Origin of the sequence: Cyclobacterium qasimii M12-11B, assembly GCF_000427295.1 — a bacterium.
GTDB classification, from domain to species: domain Bacteria; phylum Bacteroidota; class Bacteroidia; order Cytophagales; family Cyclobacteriaceae; genus Cyclobacterium; species Cyclobacterium qasimii.
The window spans coordinates 78,246-98,614 of the sequence record NZ_ATNM01000018.1; the positions used below are offsets into that span (position 1 = coordinate 78,246).

Genomic DNA, 20,369 nt, shown 5'->3' on the forward strand with positions numbered 1-20,369 from the left:
AAATAATATAGATTTCGAAAGACAATATAGTCTAATAAAATTTAAATAAAAAAATGTCCTATTCCTTTATTCCCCTATAAAAATAGTTACTTTCCAGTGTGTTTTGTAATCCATCGAATAGCATAATATTCGCATGTTCCTTTCCCTGCATTTCGAATACCATGAGCATCCTGCGCATGCAAATAGATTAGTGAACCTGGCCCTAAGAGGTAAGGCACACCATTTATCATCTCTTCCACTTCGCCCTGAAGCACCACTATTATTTCCTCATCAGCATGCACATGAGGGTCATGACTTTTTTCACCTTCCTTTAAGGTCGTAATGTGCATCTCCAATTCCTGTAAAGTAGGTGTAGGGCCTCTTGCCACATCTCTTCTTCCTCCCTTAGTACTTTCCTTAAAAGCCAATTTCTGATAATCATAACTGGTCAATGAGCTAACGTCTGGCTTGAATTCATTCCCCACCTTATCGGCGTCCCATTCTATCACAAAAAATGCTGTAGGAGAATCTCCCAGATGTTGAATCTTAACCGACTTATCTCTTGGTAACCAAGCTACACTCCTACTCCCTATTTGACCACTTTCACCTCCCTGTTGGATTAGAAGTTCACCAGCACCTATCAATATCAATTTTTCATCCCCTTTCTTTATGGAGATTGATTTACCTTCTGATAGTTTATAATGGTTGACACGGAAATTGTTTAATGTTTCGGTAGGACCATCAATAATTGGCCTTATTTCCTTACCAGCCACAGCTGAAGCAGGCAACATTTTCCATTCAAAAACAGCAGAAGGTATAGGTAAATACTGTGCATTTGCAAAGGCGGGTAGGGCCAATAACAAAAGGAAGAGAAGTTTTTTCATAATTTTGGGTATTGCTTGTTTTCTTAATCAAACAATAAAACACCATTTTATTTGGCCTCCAAATATATTTAGAAATTACTAACCCTACCGAACCTATATCACCTAATAATTATACCTGAAAAGGCCTATTTTCCATAGCATTTCAACTTTTACGCTTGGCCTTTTCCCAGGTACTTTTTTGACTCCCTTTCATAAAGCGAAGCAAACCTGCTACCACAGCATAATTCATCATACAAAAATAGAAAGGAACGAATAGAATCTTGATCCTAATTTTTCTACTTTCCAAAAAGTATCCAAGTAATGCCGCAGCATAAAAAAACAATTGACTAAACATCAATAGCTGGTAAATCACTCCTTGACTCAAAAGAAAGAAATTGACCACAAAAATTAACACCAACAAAAATGGGGTGATCGTCCATCTAAGGACCCTATGTGAAAGATACTGGAAAAATAAAACTGGGTGATTGAATGGGGTGATTTTGAAAAACAACCTTTTCATTGATTGCCAACCACCGGCACTGATCCTTATTTTCCGTTTTAATTCTTCTCCGGTTGAGTCTGAACCAGTTTCCATCGCATAAGCCTCAGGTTCATAAACAATTCTGTAACCATCAGAAGCGATAAGAAGTGATTGCATAAAATCATCTAAAATGGTATCTTCTGGCAAGTCACGATAGAGATCAGATCTGAAAGCTACCAACTCTCCTGCAGCCCCTACTGCTGAATAAAGCTTTGAATCCATCTTTTTTAGAAAGGATTCATACTTCCAATACATGCCTTCCCCTGCAGAACTGGCGGAATCTTCTTCCTCTACGAGCACTCTTTTTTCTCCAGATACGCAACCTACTTTTTCATCACTAAAATGTCTGACAATATTTTTTATAGCCTTGACATTCAGCACGGTATTGGCATCAGTAAATACCACAATCGGACTGCTAACAAATTTCATTGCCCTATTTTCTGCGGCAGTCTTCCCTGCCCTTCTATCATCATGAAGCAATTTCACTTGGGGGAATTCTGATAAAACCTCCTTAAAATTATCATTTGACCCATCTGTTATAAAAAATATTTTCAATTTTTCATTCGGATATTCAAGTCCAAGCGAATTAAGTACCTTGTCTTTAATTATATCAGCCTCATTGTAACAAGGTACAACGAGTGTGACATCAGGTAAAAATTCTTTTTCTGTTTGATTTATCTTTTTACTCAATAAATCCTTTAATTTTACTAGGAAGCCAATCACGATGCCATAACCTAAAAATGTATACGCAACCACACCTATTGCTATCCAAAAAACTACTTGCACCATAAGAATTAATTTAAATAATGAATTTGTTTTTAAATTTAAAATTTCGATTTTGTAAAAATTTAAAGTCCGTTTAAAACAAAACTAGATTTTTCTCAGATACTTTAATTTTTTAAAAAAATAGAACTACTCTATTTAGCTTAACAAGAATTGATTTTATTTTGGTAATTATTTTGAGATAATGCATCCATCTCAAGAAAGTATAATTCAGAGTATGAAAAAAAATATTTCAGATAATAATACGGAGAATACCGGACATATTAAAAAAATGATACCAGAAAATAATTCCATCCATGAAAATAACTCAAAGATTGCAACCCTAGCAATAAAATTAACCTCATGTAATCATGCTTTTCTATGCACATTAAAGGGTGATGGTATTTATATCAATGCTTCGTCTGATCTGGAATCTTCAAATAGTATCAAAACAAACGACCCTCTATTTGACTTTTTAAAAGAGGCAGTTGAATTTACAGAAATTCAAGATTTATCAAATCATAAAACGCTAGCTAAAAGTGGCTATCTAAACCTGTTAGGCGAATTAAAATTCCTTGCTGTACTCCCAATTACGGACCAAATGGAGGGAAACATAGGTTATTTAGTAGTTTTAAATCAAGAAATTCCCGCAGAAAATGCTTCAATAGCAGATAATTTACGCCTTTTAACCCCACAAGCACAAGAGTTACTAATGCCTCAATCTGACGATTTAGAAGACAGGATACTTAGCAAAGCCATGGTCCTATCCCAGGACCTTATTACCATTTTAAGATTTGACGGGAAATTCATTAAGGTAAACAAAGCTTTTAAGACACTACTAGGCTACAACGAAAATGAGCTTTCTAACAAACCAGTAACTGACTACATACATCCTGAGGATGTAGTCAGTACGATGAAACAGATAAATTCATTAATTACTGGAGGGCCCACTACTAGTTTTAGTCATCGTTTAAAATGCCAAAATGGAGGATATAAAACTTTTGCTTGGCGGGCTACTGGGGATTTTAAAAACAAATGGGTTTTTGCCATTGGTAGAGACATTAGTGAAGAGAAAGAGAATGAAGAACGACTTCTTGCAAGTGAAGAGAAATTCCGTTCCTTCTTTGAAAACAGCCAAGGTCTGATGTTAACGCATGACATGGAAGGCAACTTTTTGAGCTTTAACAACTATGGTGCTAGGCTTTTGGGCTATACTGTAGAGGAAATGTTAAAGAAAAAGCTGTGGGACATTATACCTTTAAAATTCCGACACGAGATTGATGATTATCTCAAGGAGATTAAGGAGAATGGTAAGGCACAGGGATTAATGACAACCTTCCAGGCGAATGGTCAATTAAAGGTTTGGTTATACAGCAACAAAATGGAAAAAGACCATTTTGGCAATAGCTATGTAATAGGAAATTCCATAGACATTTCTGAAAGATTACGGCTGGAAAAGAGAATCCAAAATGCCAGAGAAATTCTAAACCAGACCCACATCATGGCAAAAATAGGTGGCTGGAAATACGATTTAGAAAAACAATCTATAACCTGGACAGATATCACCAAAACAATTTTCGGAGTATCTGAAGACTTCATTCCTACCCTAGATAACGGTATTACCTACTATAAAGAAGGTTATAATAGAGATAAAATAAAGGAAGTCATTGATTTGGCCATAAATTACGGAAAATCATGGGACGAGAAATTAAAGATTGTAAATGAATTAGGAGAAGAATTATGGGTGAGAACCCTTGGAGAAGCCAATATTGAAAACGGAAAATGCCTTCATTTGTCTGGCACCATACAAGACATAGACGAAGAAGTTAGAAGAGAAAATCAGCTTATTCAGAAAGAGCAAATGCTTTTGGCTATATCTAAAGCTACAGATGAGCTCCTTTCGAATAATAAAGTATATGAGGCCATTCAAAATAGCCTTGAAATAATTGGTAAATCTGTAGGAGTAGACAGGATCTATTACTTTGAAAATAGTTTGGATGAAAACAGTGAGAAAATTTCTTCACAAAGGTTTGAGTGGAGTGCAGACACAGTAGATCCTCAGATAAATAACCCAGACCTACAAAATGTACCTTTTGAAGCATTTGGAGAATTTATGCTCCCAATGAAGAACAATGAAATTTTTCAGGCAATCATTTCAACCTTACCCGAAGAATCTGATCTCAGGAAATTGCTAGATGCACAAAATATAAAATCAATATTGACAACACCTATTTTCACAGACAATGGGTTCTGGGGATTTATTGGTTATGACGATTGTACCAATGAAAGAGAGTGGTCCCAAGCTGAACTATCCCTTTTAAAAAGTTTTGCCAACAGTATTTCTAACGCTATTGATAGAAATAGTTTAGAAAGTAACCTTATCGAATCCAAGGAAATTGCAGAAAAAGCGAGCTTAGCCAAATCGGAATTTCTGGCCAATATGAGCCACGAGATAAGAACGCCTCTCAATGGCATTATTGGTTTTACTGATCTTCTCGTGAAAACAGAACTCAATGAAACACAAAATCAATACATAGGAATTGTCAATCAATCTGCAATTGCTTTATTAAACATTATAAATGACATCCTGGATTTTTCGAAAATTGAGGCTGGTAAACTCGAACTAGAACTTAATAAATCAGATATTTTTGAACTTTCAGGCCAAGCCACTGATGTTGTGTCTTATCAAGCACAGAAAAACGGAGTGGAAATGTTGCTTAACATCGAAAAATCCCTGCCAAGATTCATTTTCGTGGATGATATTCGCCTAAAACAAATATTAATCAACCTTTTAGGAAATGCTGTTAAGTTCACAAATGAAGGTGAAATTGAACTTAAAATACAAACGCTCGAAATAATTGAGGAAAACAAAAGAAAAATTAGGTTCGAGGTTCGAGACACAGGGATAGGCATCTCTGAAGAGTACCAAAAAAGAATTTTTGAAGCCTTTATGCAGGAAGATGGCTCTACAACAAAGAAGTATGGAGGTACAGGTTTAGGCCTTACTATATCCAATAAACTTTTGTCTATGATGGGCTCAGAACTACAGTTGAAAAGTAAAATAAAAGAAGGGAGCACCTTTTACTTCGATATAGTCCTCAACACAGAAGAAGGGGTTTGTATCAAACCAGAGGATTACCCTATCAATAATGTTCTGGTAGTGGATGACAACGAAAACAACAGGTTTATCCTCAAAGAAATTTTCTCTTTGAATGATATTGCAATGGATGAGGCTCAAAATGGCTTTGAAGCGTTGCAGCAAATAGAAAACAATGATTATGATGTAGTATTAATGGATTTGAATATGCCCTATATGGATGGGCTAGAGACCTCCAAAAAAATAAGAGAGAATTTCAGCGGGGAAAAAGCGCAAGTGCCTATATTACTATTACACAGTTCTGCTGAGGACGATTTCATACAAAAGCAATGTAAGGAACTATCAATAAATATCAGGCTATCAAAACCAATCAAAAACAATGAATTGTTTAAGGCCTTGGCTAAATTGACGCTACCTACCAAAGAAAAAACACAAAGCCCCTCAGGTGAAACTGACATAAGTAAGCATCAAAACAAGGGAAAAGTGCTTATCGCCGAAGACAATACAATTAACATGTTTTTAGCTAAAACAATTGTTTTGAAGGTTTCTCCACAGATTGAAATCATTGAGGCTACAGATGGGCTTGATGCCTATGAATTGGCGATAGAACATCTACCGGACCTTATCCTTATGGACATTCAGATGCCAGTAATGAGCGGGCATGAGGCCACTCGGAAAATTAAAGCAGATTCAAGGACCAAAAATATACCTATAGTAGCCATTACCGCTGGAAACATTAAAGGTGAGAAAGAAAAATGCCTGGAGTCAGGCATGTCAGACTTTGTTCCTAAACCAATAGTTGAAAAAAACATACGGTATATTTTCGATAAGTGGCTAAAAGTGAAAGAGGATAGTTTAGATACTGAAAAAGAGGTTCCATCGGCAATTGACAGCTCAAACAGCATAAACACCCAAGACCAAAAGCCACATTTTGATGTTGAAAAGGTAAAGGAATACTTGGGTGACGAACCGGAAATTATAAAAGAAGTACTCAAGCTCACGATTCACGAGTTGGAACAGTCGAGGAAAATCCTTCAAAATCATTTCAACGACAAAAACTTAGAAGGTTTAAATTCTGAAGGCCATAAACTTAAAGGATCTGCACTTACTGCTGGGTTGGGAGAAACATTTAAAATAGCTTTAAAACTAGAGGAAATGCCAGTATTGGATTTAGAATTATCGAAAAATCTAATAGACAGCTACAATACTGAAAATGAAATAGTGAAAGATCTAATTAATGATTACATCCTCAATGGCAACTAATCTTTTTTAAACTCAATTAGAGATTGACTTTAAAGTATTTGATCACCACTTGCCAAGTCTTCCAAAGGTTTCCCCAAGCGAATAAGCTAAAAAAAAGAAATTTAAATCATTACAGAAGTACTGCACTCACAATTCTAGAAGTTTAAAGGCTTTACATGAACAGAATTGTGAAGGCAAAAAATTCAAAATTGGGAATAAGTTAGTGCAAGCCCAGCAGCCTTAATCTCCAGACATTTCAGTTTATTTTCTTTTGCAGAAATTGACTAAAGAACCAAAAAGGTTTAAATAAAATTGAATTATTCGGTTTAGAGGAAATTTACACTACTTTTAATTGCTCTTTATATTTAGCTCCAATAGGTATTATTTTCCCATCAACTACAGAGGTATCGCTATCAAAATCTGTAAGATAATGCAGGTTTATAACATAGGATCTATGTACTTGAACAAATTCCAAGTTTCCTGATAACTTGTCTAGAAAATTTGAAATAGTTGATTTAATAGTATAGGTTTTATTTTTACACTTCAGACTAATATAATCTCCTTTACCTTCACAATAGCTTATATCAGAAAAGAGTATTTTTTTATATAACCTATCATCTTTCACAAAGATAAAATCTTTTGAATAAGCATTTGGATCGATGTTAAACTCTTTTTCCTTTCGCTTTTCTAATCCCTTTAAAAATTGAGGATAACTAAATGGTTTAGGTAGGTAAAAGCAGGCATTGGTTTCAAAGGCCGCAATTGCATTGTCATTGTTGGCAGAAATAATTATTAATGCGCCATTGTACTGACTGTGTTTTAAGATTTCAAAACCATTCATTTCTGGCATTTCAATGTCTAGGAATAAAAGGTCAATCTTTCCTCGGTTTTCCACCAAATAGTTCAATCCATCAATTGCATCTGAGAACTCCGCCATTAATTTTAGCGTCTTTGTCTTTTCAATATAATGTGAAAGTACTTTTATGCTAGATGAATCATCATCCAAGATTACGCAGTTATCCATTGTTAAAATTGTAATATCAAATAAAGATTAAAAAAAGCCAGCTGCACTTAGCAGGTGTCTTTTATTTTGTTTTGGCACTTCAAGATTTCGGATAAGTTTTGCCGGAACTCCTCCTACTAAAGTGTATGGAGCTACATTTTTTGTAACTACCGAACCAGCAGCCACAGTTGCCCCCTCTCCTATTTCCACTCCTTTCAAGATCATTGATCTAGTGGCCAACCACGCATTATCTCCTATAATGATGGCATCCGATTTACCAGGCGCTTCCCTGTCATCTACTCCATGAAAATCCCCATCCATTATAATTACCTGATTGGCTATTTGGCAATTTTTGCCAATAACAATCCGATTACTTGCTGACACTATACAAGCCGTATTAATGAAAGTACCTTCCCCAATTATTAATTCTGCACCCCTATCAGCAAATAACTGAGTAACCCCCATATGAGACCAAATCGTACAATGGTCACCTATTCGAATGTCACCTGAACCTTCTACTCTCAAAGGCCCTCGAACAGTTATCAGTTTACCAGTACTTTTACAATTTCTTAAGCGGAATTTCCCATTAAGAACTCGAAGTACTCCTTTTGTTAGGTCTTTAATTAAGGAAACATATACATAAAGTCTTTCTTTAAAACCGCTTGTTTCCCGTCCATAAATACTGTAACTTAATTGAGATATTTTACTCGAAATCTTGCCTTGAACCATTCGATTTTTTAAATATTTAATGAATATAGAAGTGAAAATTTTAAATTCAAAAAAAGGATAAACTAAAATTTTTATTACATTTATTTTAAAAATAAGATAAAAACAGTTAATTATTTTACGTGAAACATTTAATGTCATTGATATATAAATAAATGAAATTCATATTTAAAAAGCCTCAAGTCAATTTTTTTATTTATACAATTGCGTTTTTAATTTTTTTATTTCCGAGAAAAATCTTTGTGCTCAGGAACAAAATGATATTGAAAAGTACATAAATTTAAATATGCCTCTTGAGAATCAATTGCCAAAATTAGACAGTTTGATTGGAGTCGCTATTTCCAACCACCCAACGGTAAAAGTTAATCAAGCCTTGGTAGGTTCGGCAGAAGCTAGAATAAGTTTGGCCAAAAAATCATGGTCGGATTTGGCACGTGTTTATGTTGATTATTCTTATGGTAATCAAGCAATATTATATGCTTCTGGGTCAGACTTATCCAATGTAGCAAACGGTTACAGAACAGGAGCAAACCTCAGTATTCCGCTTTCAGAGATCTTTTTGAAAAAGGATAGGGTTAAACTTCAAAAACAAGAACTTGAGGCGACCTTTTATAAAACAAAGGAAATGGAATTAACCATTGCAAACCAAGTGATAGAGGAATACAACAGTGCGTTATTGGGTCAGAAGCTAATGCTCATTCGGTTAGAAATGCAAGAGAAAGCCCGAACCAATTTACAACAGATGGAGATGGAATTTAACCTGGGAAACCTTGATCCAACAGCCTATTTAAGAAATCAGGAAATATATACCATTGCACGTTCAGAGTATGAAAATGCAAGGAAAAACTTTTTTGTAGCTATTCAAAAATTAGAAGTTCTATTAGGAGAATCGCTCGCCAACTTTATTCAGTGAAATGACTATAAAACAAATTATTCGGCTTCTTTGGAAAAACAAATATTGGATTTTTTTAACCCCGATTTTTGTAGCTGTAGGTGTATTTTTACTTACTCAAAACCTCCCAAGGCAATATGAAAGCTCCACATTGGTGTTTACAAACCCTACCTCCGACAGAGGTGCCTCTGATGGAGGAGTAACAAGAATGGATTTTTATACCTCCAACAACCTCTTTGACAATTTAACACTTATCGTAAAGTCTAGAAAAACCATCACCGAAGCCTCCCTTAAACTTTTAGCAAAACACATGGCCCTGCCAGAGCAGAATGATGAGGTCCTATGTTATGATGCTTATATAGATTTAAAAACACATTTTCCTCCCCCACTTTGGGGACAATTGGCAGTGACAAATGATGAAGAAAAAACGCTTGAAAACATAGTAAAGAACTTAGGGGAGGACGAAAATTCTCCAATTGAGTATTTACTTAGAGAGCATGAATATTATTCCGTCAATAATATAATCAATAAGTTATCTGTCTCAAGAAAATTTTCCAGCGATATGATGGAAATTAAATACAGTTCAGATGATGCTGGTATTTGTTATTACACACTCAAAATGATAGCGGAATCCTTTATGAATGGATACTCTAAGATGAAAGAGTTAGAAAACACGAATACCATTGCCTATTTTCAAAATCAACTGACCATAGCTCAAACTAAGTTAAGGGATGCAGAAGAAATCCTAAAAGGGTTCATGTCAGACAATCGAATACTAAACTATTACGAGCAGGGCAAATACCTTGACATCGCTAAACTAGAGCACGATCAAGATGAAGAACGCTCACGACGGCTTCTTTCAGGAACCAGTTTTAATTTAGAGCAAATCGAGCAAATGTTTGAAAATTTTGACCAGCGACAAGTCATCATTGAAAACATCTCAACCCTACAGCAACAAATTGTAAGTAGAAATTTAAAAATACAAGGTCTCTCGGTTCTAAACAATCAAACCACGCAGATTGAAAACATCAAAAAAGAGGTAGCCTCTTTAGAAAAAGACATAAAAGAGCTTTCAGATAAATTGTTTAAAAACAGCAATTCAATTCAGGGAGTCCAAAGAGAAACCATTTTAGAGCAATGGTTGACTTTAAAAATATCTTACGAGGATCAAAAACAAGCCTTGGATGTAATGAAAACTCGAAAAGCTTATCTATTAGAAAAGATTGATGAATTTGCCCCACTAGGTGCTGAATTGAAAAAATTAGAGCGCGAAGTGACTGTCAATGAAGAACAATACCTTTCTATCCTGCATGGTCTTAATATGGCCTATCTTCAGAAATATGACTTAGAAATGGCAGCTTCCCAAAAACTCATTGACAAACCTTTTTATCCTAAAACACCAATGGCATCAAAAAGGATGATGCTGGTCATTGGCGGAATGCTCGGTACAGGAGGTTTAGTCCTCACAGGAGTATTGCTTTCCTTTTTCTTAATTCAACAATCAAATCCGGCAAGCGTGCCACCGAATTAACAGGCCTTCCTGTTATAGGGGGATGGGTCAATGAAAACAAAATTCCAAAGAAAGTGTATTTGGATGAATTACAAAACAACCAAATCAAACAATTTTACAATAATTTGAGCATGCATTTTACCAGCTCTGGGCAGAAAATATTGCTTTTCTATAGTCATCAGAATGAGGAAGGAAAAACATTTTTAATTGAGTTTTTGGCAAGAGAACTTTTACGACAAAACAGAAGCACAATTTATTTCGGAAATCAAGAAGGCGCCAAGAATATGCCTTGTGAAACATTGGTAATGGATAATGATTTTATATCTAACCCGGTAAAAGAAGCCCAATTCTGGGAAGAAAAGTTAACGAAATCGCCCTATGAATTCATCCTTGTAGAGCTTCCAAACATTAATGTAAAGCCTTTTAATTACAGCTTGATTAATAAAGCCAATGCTCTGATTTTGGTCACAGAGGCTAACAGAACCTGGAAATCCTCCGACACCTACCTTAACAACAGTCTTAAAGAAATGATTAAGATTCCTCATTTACTTTGGCTCAATAAGATGGATGGCGATGAACTAGAAGACATCAATGGTGAAATACCGAGTAAAAGATCATCTATTAGAACAAAGGTCAAGCACATGCTTTCTTAATTATTTTAAATGCATTATATCGGAACAAATATCACAAATAAGGTCTTCTGTCTTCTGATAGCGGGATTATTGAGTGTATTTGTAGTTAAAACGGGTGTTATAGGCATTGGGTTAATGTTGGTTTTGCCATTTGCACTTGCGTTGGTGATATTCATGATGAGCCACCCTAATAAATCTTTGGCTATGGGGCTTGTTTTTGCATTCGTATCTATCGGTGCCACACGCTACATTACCAATTTACCTTTGGGGCTTTCGGTAGATTTGGCTTTAGCAGCACTAATCGTCAGTGCCATGTTTCATACCAATATAAAGACAGATTTCTCCAAGCTAAACAATAGTCTTTTTCTAGTTACCCTCATTTGGATGGGATATAATGTAGCAGAAATCTTTAACCCGGAAGCAAGAAGTGTTTCGGCCTGGATCTATGCAGTAAGGGGAACTGCTTTGTACATGTTTCTTACAGTACCACTAACGCTACTTTATGCCAATAAACCTTCGGATCTAAATAGGCTTTTCATCATTGTTTTTTCTTTTGCATAATTGCCTCATTTTGGGGATTAAAGCAATTTTATATTGGATTAGACGCTGCCGAAAACCGTTGGTTAGATGCAGGAGCACGATCTACTCATGTTTTGTTTGGTAATCTAAGAGTCTTTAGTTTCTTCTCAGATGCAGGTCAATTTGGCGCTGGAATAGCTCATGCAGGAGTCATGGCAATGGTTTTAGCCATAGGCCCTTTCTCTTTAAAAAAACGAATAATATTTGCTTCAATGGCTTTATTATTCTTTTACCTTATGATAATGAGTGGCACCAGGGGTGCATTAATGGTGCCTGTTGCTGGCACAATGGCTTACCTGTTTGCTTCAAAGAATTTCAAATTAATGCTCATAGGAATCTTGGGGTTAGCCTTGGTCTTTTCGTTCTTAAATTATACTACAATCGCTAATGACAACTACCAGGTTCGAAGAATGCGATCTGCTTTGGATCCTGACGATCCTTCTTTGAATGTAAGGTATTTAAATAAAAGAAAATTCTCCGAATATTTAAAATCAAGACCTTTTGGGGGGGGCATAGGCACTTCAGGATTTTGGGGACAAAGGTTTAGTCCAGGAACATTTCTGGCAGACACGCCAAATGACAGTTGGTTCATCAAAATCTGGGCGGAGATGGGGATTGTAGGCCTTTACCTTCACATAGGCATCCTTGCCTTTATTGCAGGTGTGGGATTATTGAAAATCTGGAAAGTTAAAGACCCTAAGTTGCGGCAAAAGCTACTCGCTTTATTCGGTGGATATGTAGGTATCGCTGCAGCCTCATATGGCAACCCACTATTGGGTCAAATGCCTACCGGTATCATTCTCTATATGTCTTGGGCCTACTTTTTTCTAGCCGAAGACATGGACAAAAGTTTAATTAAATCGTCTAAAAATGAATAAACCATTAATTTCCGTTATCACCATTAATTATAATGGACTGATCCATACCATGGGATTTTTAGCATCTTTTCAAAAAATCACCTATCCCAATGTGGAAATAATAGTGGTAGACAATGCCTCTAAAGAATCTCCCGATAGCATTCTTGATGAATATCCTGACACCATATTAATCAAAAACCCAGAAAACGAAGGGTTTGCTGGAGGGAATAACCGTGGAATGGAGGTAGCCAAAGGGGAATATTTCTTTTTGATCAACAACGATACAGAAGTCGCTCCCGATATTTTAGAAGTCTTACTAGAACGTGCTCTAAAATCAGAAAAAGTTGGTTTGGTATGCCCTAAAATCCTTTACCATGAAGAACCTGATATCATTCAATATGCTGGATTTTCGGCCATTAACCCAATAACAGGTAGAGGCAAAGGAAAAGGTTATTTAGAAAAAGACGAAGGTCAACACCAGGTTGCAGAAATTACTCAATTGGCACACGGCGCTGCCATGTTTATACCAAAAAAGGTAGTAAAAGAAATCGGTTTAATGGCTGAACTCTATTTTTTATACTATGAAGAGATGGACTATTGTGAACGAATCAAACAAGCAGGATATGAGATATGGTATGAGCCCAAAAGTTATATTCTTCACAAAGAATCGATGAGTGTAGGAAAAAACTCTCTTTTAAAAACCTATTATATGAGCCGAAACAGGTGGTTATACCTCAGGAGAAATGTACATTACCCATTATTCATTTTCACCGCAGGTTATTATCTGCTAGTTGCCCTTCCAAAAAACTTGTTGGTCTATGTCTTTAGATCAGAGTGGGATCATTTCAAGAAATACTTTAAAGGATTTTTAGACGGACTTTTTTTAAAAGACATCAAAGAGAACCCTACCTTAATTAATTAAACTACCCTCCGATGAGAATAGGCATAGAAGCACAACGTATTTTTAGAAAGAAAAAGCACGGCATGGACATGGTAGCCCTTGCCCTGATTAGAAATCTGCAACAATTGGATACTGAAAATGAATATTTCATTTTTGTAAATGATACTGAAGACCCTTCAGCCATTAAGGAAACAAGTAATTTCAAAATTGTCCCCTTGCCTCCAGCCCCCTACCCTATTTGGGAACAAAAGAACCTTGCCAAAGCTATAAAGACGTATCAATTAGACCTTCTTCATTGCACTAGCAATACAGCACCAGTATCTTGTTCAATACCATTGCTTATCACTTTACACGACATCATTTACCTTGAAAAAATCAACTTAAAAGAAGGAACCTGGTACCAAAGGCTTGGCAACATTTACAGGAGGTGGAATGTACCAAAGGTGGTAAAAAAAGCAGCCATGATTTTTACTGTTTCCCATTACGAACAGAAAAGAATTGTAGAGCATTTTGGGCTGCAAAACAATGAGGTTCAGGTCATCTACAATGGGGTGGCAGGTCATTTTAAAATAGAAGATATCCAAAAACAGGAGGCTATCCGATTAAAGTATGATCTACCCAAATCGTTCATCCTTTTTCTGGGTAATACTGACCCAAAGAAAAACCTTCGTGGGGTACTTAAAAGTCTTGCAATTTTGGAAGAGAAAGGCATTGAACACCCTGATTTAGTCATGCCTGATTTTGGAAAAGAGGTTTTAATATCCATGTTGGAGGAAATTAATGCTTCACACTTGATTTCAAGGATTCACCTTACTGGATATATTCCAAATGAAGATTTACCTGCCATTTATAGCGCAGCCAAAGTATTCTTATACCCATCTCTAAGAGAAAGCTTTGGTCTACCAATTTTAGAAGCAATGGCTTGTGGTTGCCCTGTAATCACCTCTGACACTTCTTCCATGCCTGAAGTAGCTGGAGATGCTGCTATTATCGTTGATCCATTTAATCCAGCATCAATCAGCAAGGCCATCGAAAAATCCTTGACCGATTCTGCGTCAAGAAACATGCTTATACAGAGAGGATTTCTTAGACCACCTTTATTCGATTATAAAAAAGGAGCATTGGACACCCTTTCTGCCTATCAGAAAATTTATTCGCGCAAATGACAGATAAGAAATATTGGCTTACTGGAGGATTTTTCACAATGATGCACCGAGGTGTAGATTTTTTACTCGGCTTCATAGGATTCATGCTGTTGGTAAGGGTATTTAGTCCAGAAGAATTTGGAATTTGGGTATTATTAATCACCATAGTCTCCATTATTGATATGGCCAGAAATGGATTCATTCAAAATGGGATGATTAAATTCCTTGTCGGTAAGAATGATGCCATACAAGCAAAAATTCAGACCGCTTCAATCTGGTTAAATGCCGCTCTAAGCTTTTTGATGGTGCTTTTATTGTGGCTATTTGCCAAACCTTTAGAGCAACTGTTAAATGCAGAAGGGTTGGCCGATTTATTAAAAATTCACTCTTTGGTACTTCCTGTATTGATTTTTCATACCCATAATATGGTGCTTATGCAGGCCAAGTATGATTTTAAAGCCTACTTCATTGCAGGAATAAGTAAAAGCCTGCCTTTCTTTTTGGTTATTCTTTTTGCCTACCTAATTGATACTAAGCTTAGTTTGATTGAATTGGCCTGGTACCAAAATCTCGCCTTCCTATTGGCTACTTTTATGTCTGTGTATCAGGTTAGGCAATATTTTAAATTTCGTCTCAAAGCGAAAAAATACTGGTTAAGCAAAATTTTCCATTTTGGTAAATATGTTTTTGGTACTAATCTAGTGTCAATGCTAACAAATAGCCTTGACAAATTTCTATTGGGTGCTTTGTTGTCACCAGTACAAGTGGCAATGGCCAATACTGCAGGAAGAGTAATGAATATGGTGGAAATACCCGTCAACTCCATCGCTTCTATCAGCTACCCAAAAGCGGCAGAGGCACATGACAAAAAACAATCCGGCCTTGTGGGGGAAATCTATGAGAAAACCTTGGGAATGATGCTTAGCCTAACAACTCCCTTTTGGCTGTTTTGCATGCTATTTGCCCATTACATCGTTCTTCTAATAGCAGGTGAGGCCTACTTAGACGCCGTTCAGTTTTTAAGAATCATGGCTTTTTTAGCATTAATAAAGCCTTTTGATAGACAGTCTGGCGTATTCTTAGATGCAATAGGTAAGCCTTTTATAAATATGATAATGGTATTTGGCACATTCATCTATGGTGCCCTTTTTAGCTGGATTTTTATCCAATGGTTTGGTCTTTTAGGAGCAGCCTACGGATTGGTACTTGCAATTTTAACAACTGCAATAATTAAACACATCATTTTAAGCAAATTTATTGAAGTCAATTTCGGTCGTTGTTGGATAAAAGCAATTCAAAATTATCCCATCATGCTCCATACGCTACGCAGTAAGCTTAAGAAATAAAATCATAAAAATGCTAAGCCAATTACTTCCAATATTTTTCAAGGTGTTTAAACTCTTTTTTCCTAGCCTCCCATAGTGGCCCAATCTCAGTAATTTCATTGTGAGTTGTTGCCATAAAATCCTTATTGGCTTTCCTAATGTTAAGCATTCCAGAGATTTGCCCCAACACAAATAGAGGTATTTTAGGAATGGCGTTTAGCACTTTTTGAGGTGTCTTATTAAGCAGTAATAGCAATAGGAAACCTAGCGCAAACAAAACAAGGCTCCCTGCTAAAAGGAAGAAATAGCTCCATTTGATAAATAACGCAGCTATTGCCAGCAAGCCACTTATACCAACCAAAAACACCATAGGTGGCATAGCAGTCATCAGGGCAAAATAAATTCGGTTCCAATCAAACTTTAAGATCCCATTCACAAATAGTTTTAATGTTCCGGGCAACTGCCCAAAATAACTATTAAGCCATCTTCCCCTTTGCCTACCAATTTGTGTAGCAGCGGTAATCTTCTCATCAAAAATAATGGCTGCCGCAGCGTAAGCAATTTTATGTCCTTGATCTACAAGTTCTGATTGCAAAGATTTATCTTCTGCTACCACCACCCCTTGTTCCTTTAATACCAATAACTCTTTAGCGATATTATTACTGTATAGCTTTTTTTCAATAGACATTCCAGAACCTGCAATTGTAGAAGACGACCCTAGTAGAAAAGGGATATTTCTCACAGCAAAATCATAGTAATACTCTCCCAAGGCATCCAATGCGGCATAGGTACCAGCTATATTTTTAGCAATTCTTTTTCCTTGCACTGCCATATACCCACTTGCATGAAACTTACTCATTACGCTTAAGAAATGACCAGGCACCAGGTTATCCGGATCAAAAACCACCACATGACTATGGTTCTCTTTCATTTTTTCCAGCACCAATCCCAAAGAGGCTACTTTACTATTTAGAAAAGGACTAGGTTGATATACGGTGAGCTTTTCATGTACCATTGCATCCATATTTTCTGTGATCCCATCAGCTACTAAATAAATGTGAAAATGAGGATAATCCTGAGCCAGAAGAGCTCTGACCAAAGGCCAGGCAATATCTTTTTCCTTATAAACGGTGATCACACACGCAAAATCAGCGGTTAATGTAGATTCATTAAGCTTTATTTTACTACCAAAAAATGAAATAAAAGTACTCAATAATGGGAATAAAAGATAAAAACTGCAAATACACGAAATAATAATAAATAAGATCAAAGCTTTAAAAATTAATGGTTTACATAAACCTAAATTTAAGCTTTCCAATGCGGAAAACATTCATTATTTTAGAAAAAAAACAGCTTTTTATGAAGGATTTTTCTAACCTTACTTTTGACAAGGTTACCATAGTAATGACTAGCATGTCCCGATGGGACGGTGAATTTTCATCAGCTTCCTGGTCGCTTGCCAAAACTTTTGCTCAAACCCAAAAAGTTATCTATGTAGACTATCCATTTACTTTATTGGATTACTTCAAAGAGCGCAAGAAACCCTCCGTCTACGCCAGAAAACAAGCCTTAATTTGGGGGAAGAATAGCCTTAAACCATTGCCTCAATTTAGCCCTTTTCTATATGCCCTGACTCCTCCTTTGATGCTGCCAATAAACTGGCTTCCTCATGGAATGTTGTACAACCTACTTTCAGATTGGAATGACAGAAGATTAGCCAAATCAATAAAAAAAGCATTAAAAGAACTTAGTGAAAATGATTTCATTTTCTTTAATTCATTTAACCCTTTGTACCTAAGTAAATTACCCAAAGAATTTAAACCCAACGCGTTCGTTTACCAATCCCGGGACAATATCAGAGCTTTAGAACTGTATTTGAGAAAGCATGGTGCGCAGAAAGAAATTGAAGCTGTTAGAAATGCAGATGAAAGTCTTGTTACATCCTTAATGCTGCAAAAAGACCTGGAACAACTTTCAGGAAAAAAGGTCTCCTACTTTCCAAATGCAGCAGATTTTGATTTGTTCAAAACAGCCTACGAGAAGCAACTTGAAATACCAGAAGACATTAAAAGCATCCCAAAACCTATAATTGGTTATACTGGAAACATTTGCCATAGACTGGATTATGATTTGATAAAAAGTATTTGTGAAGCAAATCCAGATAAAAGCATAGTGATGGTAGGCCCTAGAAATCATCAAGGACACACCACAATAAATTTGGATGAAATTTCAAACTTATACTTTACAGGACCTAAAAAAATAGAACAACTTCCCCAATACCTGGCGCATTTCCAGCTTTTGATATTACCATTTCTGTGCAATGAGGTGACAAAAAGTATCTATCCTCTAAAAATCAATGAATACCTCGCATCTGGAAAACCCATAGTAGCGACACCCTTTTCAGAGGACATTCAATTGTTTCATCCACTTATTAGCTTAGAAAAAACGCATAAGGCATTTAATGAAGCTATCGAAGCGGAATTGGCAACTGATACAAGTCAAAAAGCTGAGCTTAGGTACCTTGAAGCTTCCAAAAACACTTGGAAAGGGAGGGTTAAGTTATTTTGGGAATTATTAATGGACTAAACATTTTCACTTTGAAACAAAGCTGGGATAGTTCTTAGAAGAATTTTTATGTCAAACCAAATACTAAAATTTTTGACGTAATCATTGTCAAGGCTTAATCGTTCTTCTTCAGACATGGCGCCTCTTCCACGTTTTTCTACTTGCCAAAGCCCGGTAATCCCGGCTGGACCAAGAAATCTAAGTGAATATTTGTCAGTAGTGATTTTCTCGGCCTCATAAAGTGGTAAAGGTCGATTCCCCACAAGCGACATGTCTCCTCTTAGCACATTCCATAATTGAGGCAGTTCATCAATACTGGTGTTTCTAATGAATTTCCCAATACGTGTTACTCTCGGGTCGTCTTTGATTTTAATGAATGCGGCGTCCTTATTGCTATCTTTTTTAGCCATAAGTATTTTCTCGCAAACCATTTTATTGTCATCATACAATGGCTGTAGACATCCCCCTCCTGCTTGTTCACAAAACTCACAGAGTTCCTTAACTTCATTTACTACTTTAGAAGATTGAACTTCTTCTTCCACTTCTTCAGGATCATTGTATTGGTTGAGATGCTTGAGTTGCTGCAATTTGGCATCTGCATCCGGATCCATAGACCTGAACTTGTAAAATTTAAAGATATTATAACCTGTCCCAACTCTATAAGAATAATAAAATACGGGACCTCTTGATTCTAGTTTGATTAAAATAGCTACAATCAGGAACAAAGGAATCAATGCTAAAAGAATAAATCCGCATACTACTATATCAAAAACTCTTTTAATAAATGGCGTTTTAGATTCTTTTAAAGCCGTGTATTCAGCATTCTTCTTTTTTATTACTGGATGATTCATTTGAAACTCCAGTCGGGTTTTTAATTGCCTACCATTGATAGGCTTTAAAATAAAATCAGAAACCCCTTTAGAAATGGCATTATAAATGTCTGTTGGTGTGGCTTTATCCACGATCATGAAAAATGGAAGGTGCCCAAAACCTAGTTTTTCAATTGTATTTTTTAAAGCGACCCCGTGCACATCTAATAATGAAGAATCACTTAGGATCAAACAAAAGCTATCTGTAGAGGTAGAAAGCGAATTATAAAAAATAATACCATTAGAAAAAGTATTAATTTCAAAGACATCGCCAACAGCCTTTTCAATTGCATCGATCACTTTGGGATCCTCGGAAATCAACGCGATTTTTTTAGTTTGTTTATTCATTTATGGAATCGATTGCAAATTTTCCTGTTCTTCTCAAAATTGAATTTATTCTAGCTTCAAGTTCTTTGGGGTTAAATGGTTTAACCATAAAGTCGTCTGCTCCAAGATTTAAAATATCGATTTTCTTTTCAGAAGAATCGGTAGCAGAAAGAACGATTAAAGGAATAGAAGAGAAAAAGCCGCTTGAACGAACAAGACCGACAAATTCAGCACCACTTATCTCGGGCATATTCAAGTCACAGATAATAATGTCCGGCAGATCTCCCTCTTGCATATTGGCAATGGCATCTGCAGGCTTATTAAATACCTTGACGTCAAATTTCTCTTTGAAATAATGCTGAATGATCAGTAAAACTGAAGGTTCATCGTCAATACCAAAAATTTTATATTTACTTTTCATGGTTGCCAAATAAAAATTTCACCTGTTAAATTACTATTAAAGGTAAAAACGAACGTGCATATAAAAAAAGGTTTTAATATTTAATTTCCTTATTTAATTAAATGTTTTGGGAAATTAAAGAACAATTCTTCTT

17 protein-coding genes are annotated in these 20,369 nt (G+C 36.0%); 10 read left to right on the top strand and 7 right to left on the bottom strand.

Annotation, left to right across the window (positions count from 1 at the left end; genetic code table 11):
* Positions 1-86 precede the first annotated feature (86 nt).
* Together ADICYQ_RS25650 and ADICYQ_RS01930 are read right to left on the bottom strand one after the other, a co-directional pair.
* Positions 87-863 (bottom strand): cupin domain-containing protein, encoded by a 777-nt coding sequence (locus ADICYQ_RS25650; protein ID WP_020890241.1) that lies wholly within the window; start codon positions 861-863, stop codon positions 87-89.
* Positions 864-1,005: 142 nt separating this feature from the next.
* Positions 1,006-2,172, bottom strand: coding sequence for a glycosyltransferase family 2 protein (locus tag ADICYQ_RS01930; RefSeq protein WP_020890242.1), 1,167 nt, complete (start codon positions 2,170-2,172; stop codon positions 1,006-1,008).
* A gap of 211 nt (positions 2,173-2,383) precedes the next feature.
* Between ADICYQ_RS01930 and ADICYQ_RS01935 the strand changes: the two genes are divergently transcribed.
* Entirely contained in the window at positions 2,384-6,505 is a 4,122-nt protein-coding gene (locus tag ADICYQ_RS01935) for a response regulator (protein WP_040414025.1), read from the top strand.
* A gap of 316 nt (positions 6,506-6,821) precedes the next feature.
* Here the strand turns inward: ADICYQ_RS01935 and ADICYQ_RS01940 are convergent, their stop codons facing one another.
* Together ADICYQ_RS01940 and ADICYQ_RS01945 are read right to left on the bottom strand one after the other, a co-directional pair.
* Positions 6,822-7,508: a LytR/AlgR family response regulator transcription factor gene (locus tag ADICYQ_RS01940; RefSeq protein ID WP_040413973.1), complete on the bottom strand. Its 687-nt coding sequence runs from the start codon at positions 7,506-7,508 to the stop codon at positions 6,822-6,824.
* Between the two features lie 27 nt (positions 7,509-7,535).
* Positions 7,536-8,354 carry an acyltransferase gene (locus ADICYQ_RS01945; RefSeq protein WP_020890245.1) on the bottom strand — a complete coding sequence of 273 codons (819 nt, stop codon included), beginning with the start codon at positions 8,352-8,354 and terminating at the stop codon, positions 7,536-7,538.
* Between the two features lie 145 nt (positions 8,355-8,499).
* Between ADICYQ_RS01945 and ADICYQ_RS01950 the strand changes: the two genes are divergently transcribed.
* The 8 genes from ADICYQ_RS01950 to ADICYQ_RS01980 all read left to right on the top strand — a co-directional run bounded on the left by ADICYQ_RS01950 (position 8,500) and on the right by ADICYQ_RS01980 (position 16,075).
* A complete protein-coding gene (locus ADICYQ_RS01950; protein ID WP_020890246.1) occupies positions 8,500-9,126 on the top strand; it encodes a TolC family protein in 627 nt (208 codons plus the stop codon).
* A 1-nt stretch (position 9,127) separates the two neighbouring features.
* On the top strand, positions 9,128-10,636 hold the full coding sequence (locus ADICYQ_RS01955) for a GumC family protein (protein WP_020890247.1): 1,509 nt from the start codon (positions 9,128-9,130) through the stop codon (positions 10,634-10,636).
* Between the two features lie 110 nt (positions 10,637-10,746).
* On the top strand, positions 10,747-11,268 hold the full coding sequence (locus tag ADICYQ_RS01960; protein WP_040413975.1) for a hypothetical protein: 522 nt from the start codon (positions 10,747-10,749) through the stop codon (positions 11,266-11,268).
* Between the two features lie 9 nt (positions 11,269-11,277).
* Entirely contained in the window at positions 11,278-11,808 is a 531-nt protein-coding gene (locus ADICYQ_RS28055) for a hypothetical protein (protein ID WP_235114273.1), read from the top strand.
* 92 nt (positions 11,809-11,900) lie between these two features.
* Positions 11,901-12,704, top strand: a complete 804-nt coding sequence (locus ADICYQ_RS28060) for an O-antigen ligase family protein (RefSeq protein ID WP_020890250.1) — start codon at positions 11,901-11,903, stop codon at positions 12,702-12,704.
* The gene (locus tag ADICYQ_RS01970; protein WP_020890251.1) at positions 12,697-13,605 is read left to right on the top strand and encodes a glycosyltransferase family 2 protein; all 909 of its coding nucleotides are present in this window, start codon (positions 12,697-12,699) and stop codon (positions 13,603-13,605) included. The genes ADICYQ_RS28060 and ADICYQ_RS01970 overlap by 8 nt, the downstream gene beginning before the upstream one ends.
* Before the next feature lie 11 nt (positions 13,606-13,616).
* Positions 13,617-14,750: a glycosyltransferase family 4 protein gene (locus ADICYQ_RS01975; protein ID WP_020890252.1), complete on the top strand. Its 1,134-nt coding sequence runs from the start codon at positions 13,617-13,619 to the stop codon at positions 14,748-14,750.
* The gene (locus ADICYQ_RS01980; protein ID WP_020890253.1) at positions 14,747-16,075 is read left to right on the top strand and encodes an oligosaccharide flippase family protein; all 1,329 of its coding nucleotides are present in this window, start codon (positions 14,747-14,749) and stop codon (positions 16,073-16,075) included. The genes ADICYQ_RS01975 and ADICYQ_RS01980 overlap by 4 nt, the downstream gene beginning before the upstream one ends.
* Positions 16,076-16,097: 22 nt before the next feature.
* Here ADICYQ_RS01980 and ADICYQ_RS01985 read toward each other — a convergent pair whose 3' ends face one another.
* Positions 16,098-17,267, bottom strand: coding sequence for a glycosyltransferase (locus tag ADICYQ_RS01985; RefSeq protein WP_020890254.1), 1,170 nt, complete (start codon positions 17,265-17,267; stop codon positions 16,098-16,100).
* Between the two features lie 146 nt (positions 17,268-17,413).
* Between ADICYQ_RS01985 and ADICYQ_RS01990 the strand changes: the two genes are divergently transcribed.
* Positions 17,414-18,640 (top strand): glycosyltransferase, encoded by a 1,227-nt coding sequence (locus ADICYQ_RS01990; RefSeq protein ID WP_020890255.1) that lies wholly within the window; start codon positions 17,414-17,416, stop codon positions 18,638-18,640.
* On the opposite strand, the gene ADICYQ_RS28065 is transcribed toward ADICYQ_RS01990, so the two are convergent.
* Together ADICYQ_RS28065 and ADICYQ_RS02000 are read right to left on the bottom strand one after the other, a co-directional pair.
* Complete coding sequence (locus ADICYQ_RS28065) at positions 18,637-19,836, bottom strand: sugar transferase (RefSeq protein ID WP_020890256.1); 1,200 nt, start codon at positions 19,834-19,836, stop codon at positions 18,637-18,639. The genes ADICYQ_RS01990 and ADICYQ_RS28065 overlap by 4 nt on opposite strands.
* Positions 19,829-20,236, bottom strand: coding sequence for a response regulator transcription factor (locus ADICYQ_RS02000; protein WP_020890257.1), 408 nt, complete (start codon positions 20,234-20,236; stop codon positions 19,829-19,831). Before ADICYQ_RS02000 ends, ADICYQ_RS28065 begins: the two co-directional genes overlap by 8 nt.
* Positions 20,237-20,369 lie beyond the last annotated feature (133 nt).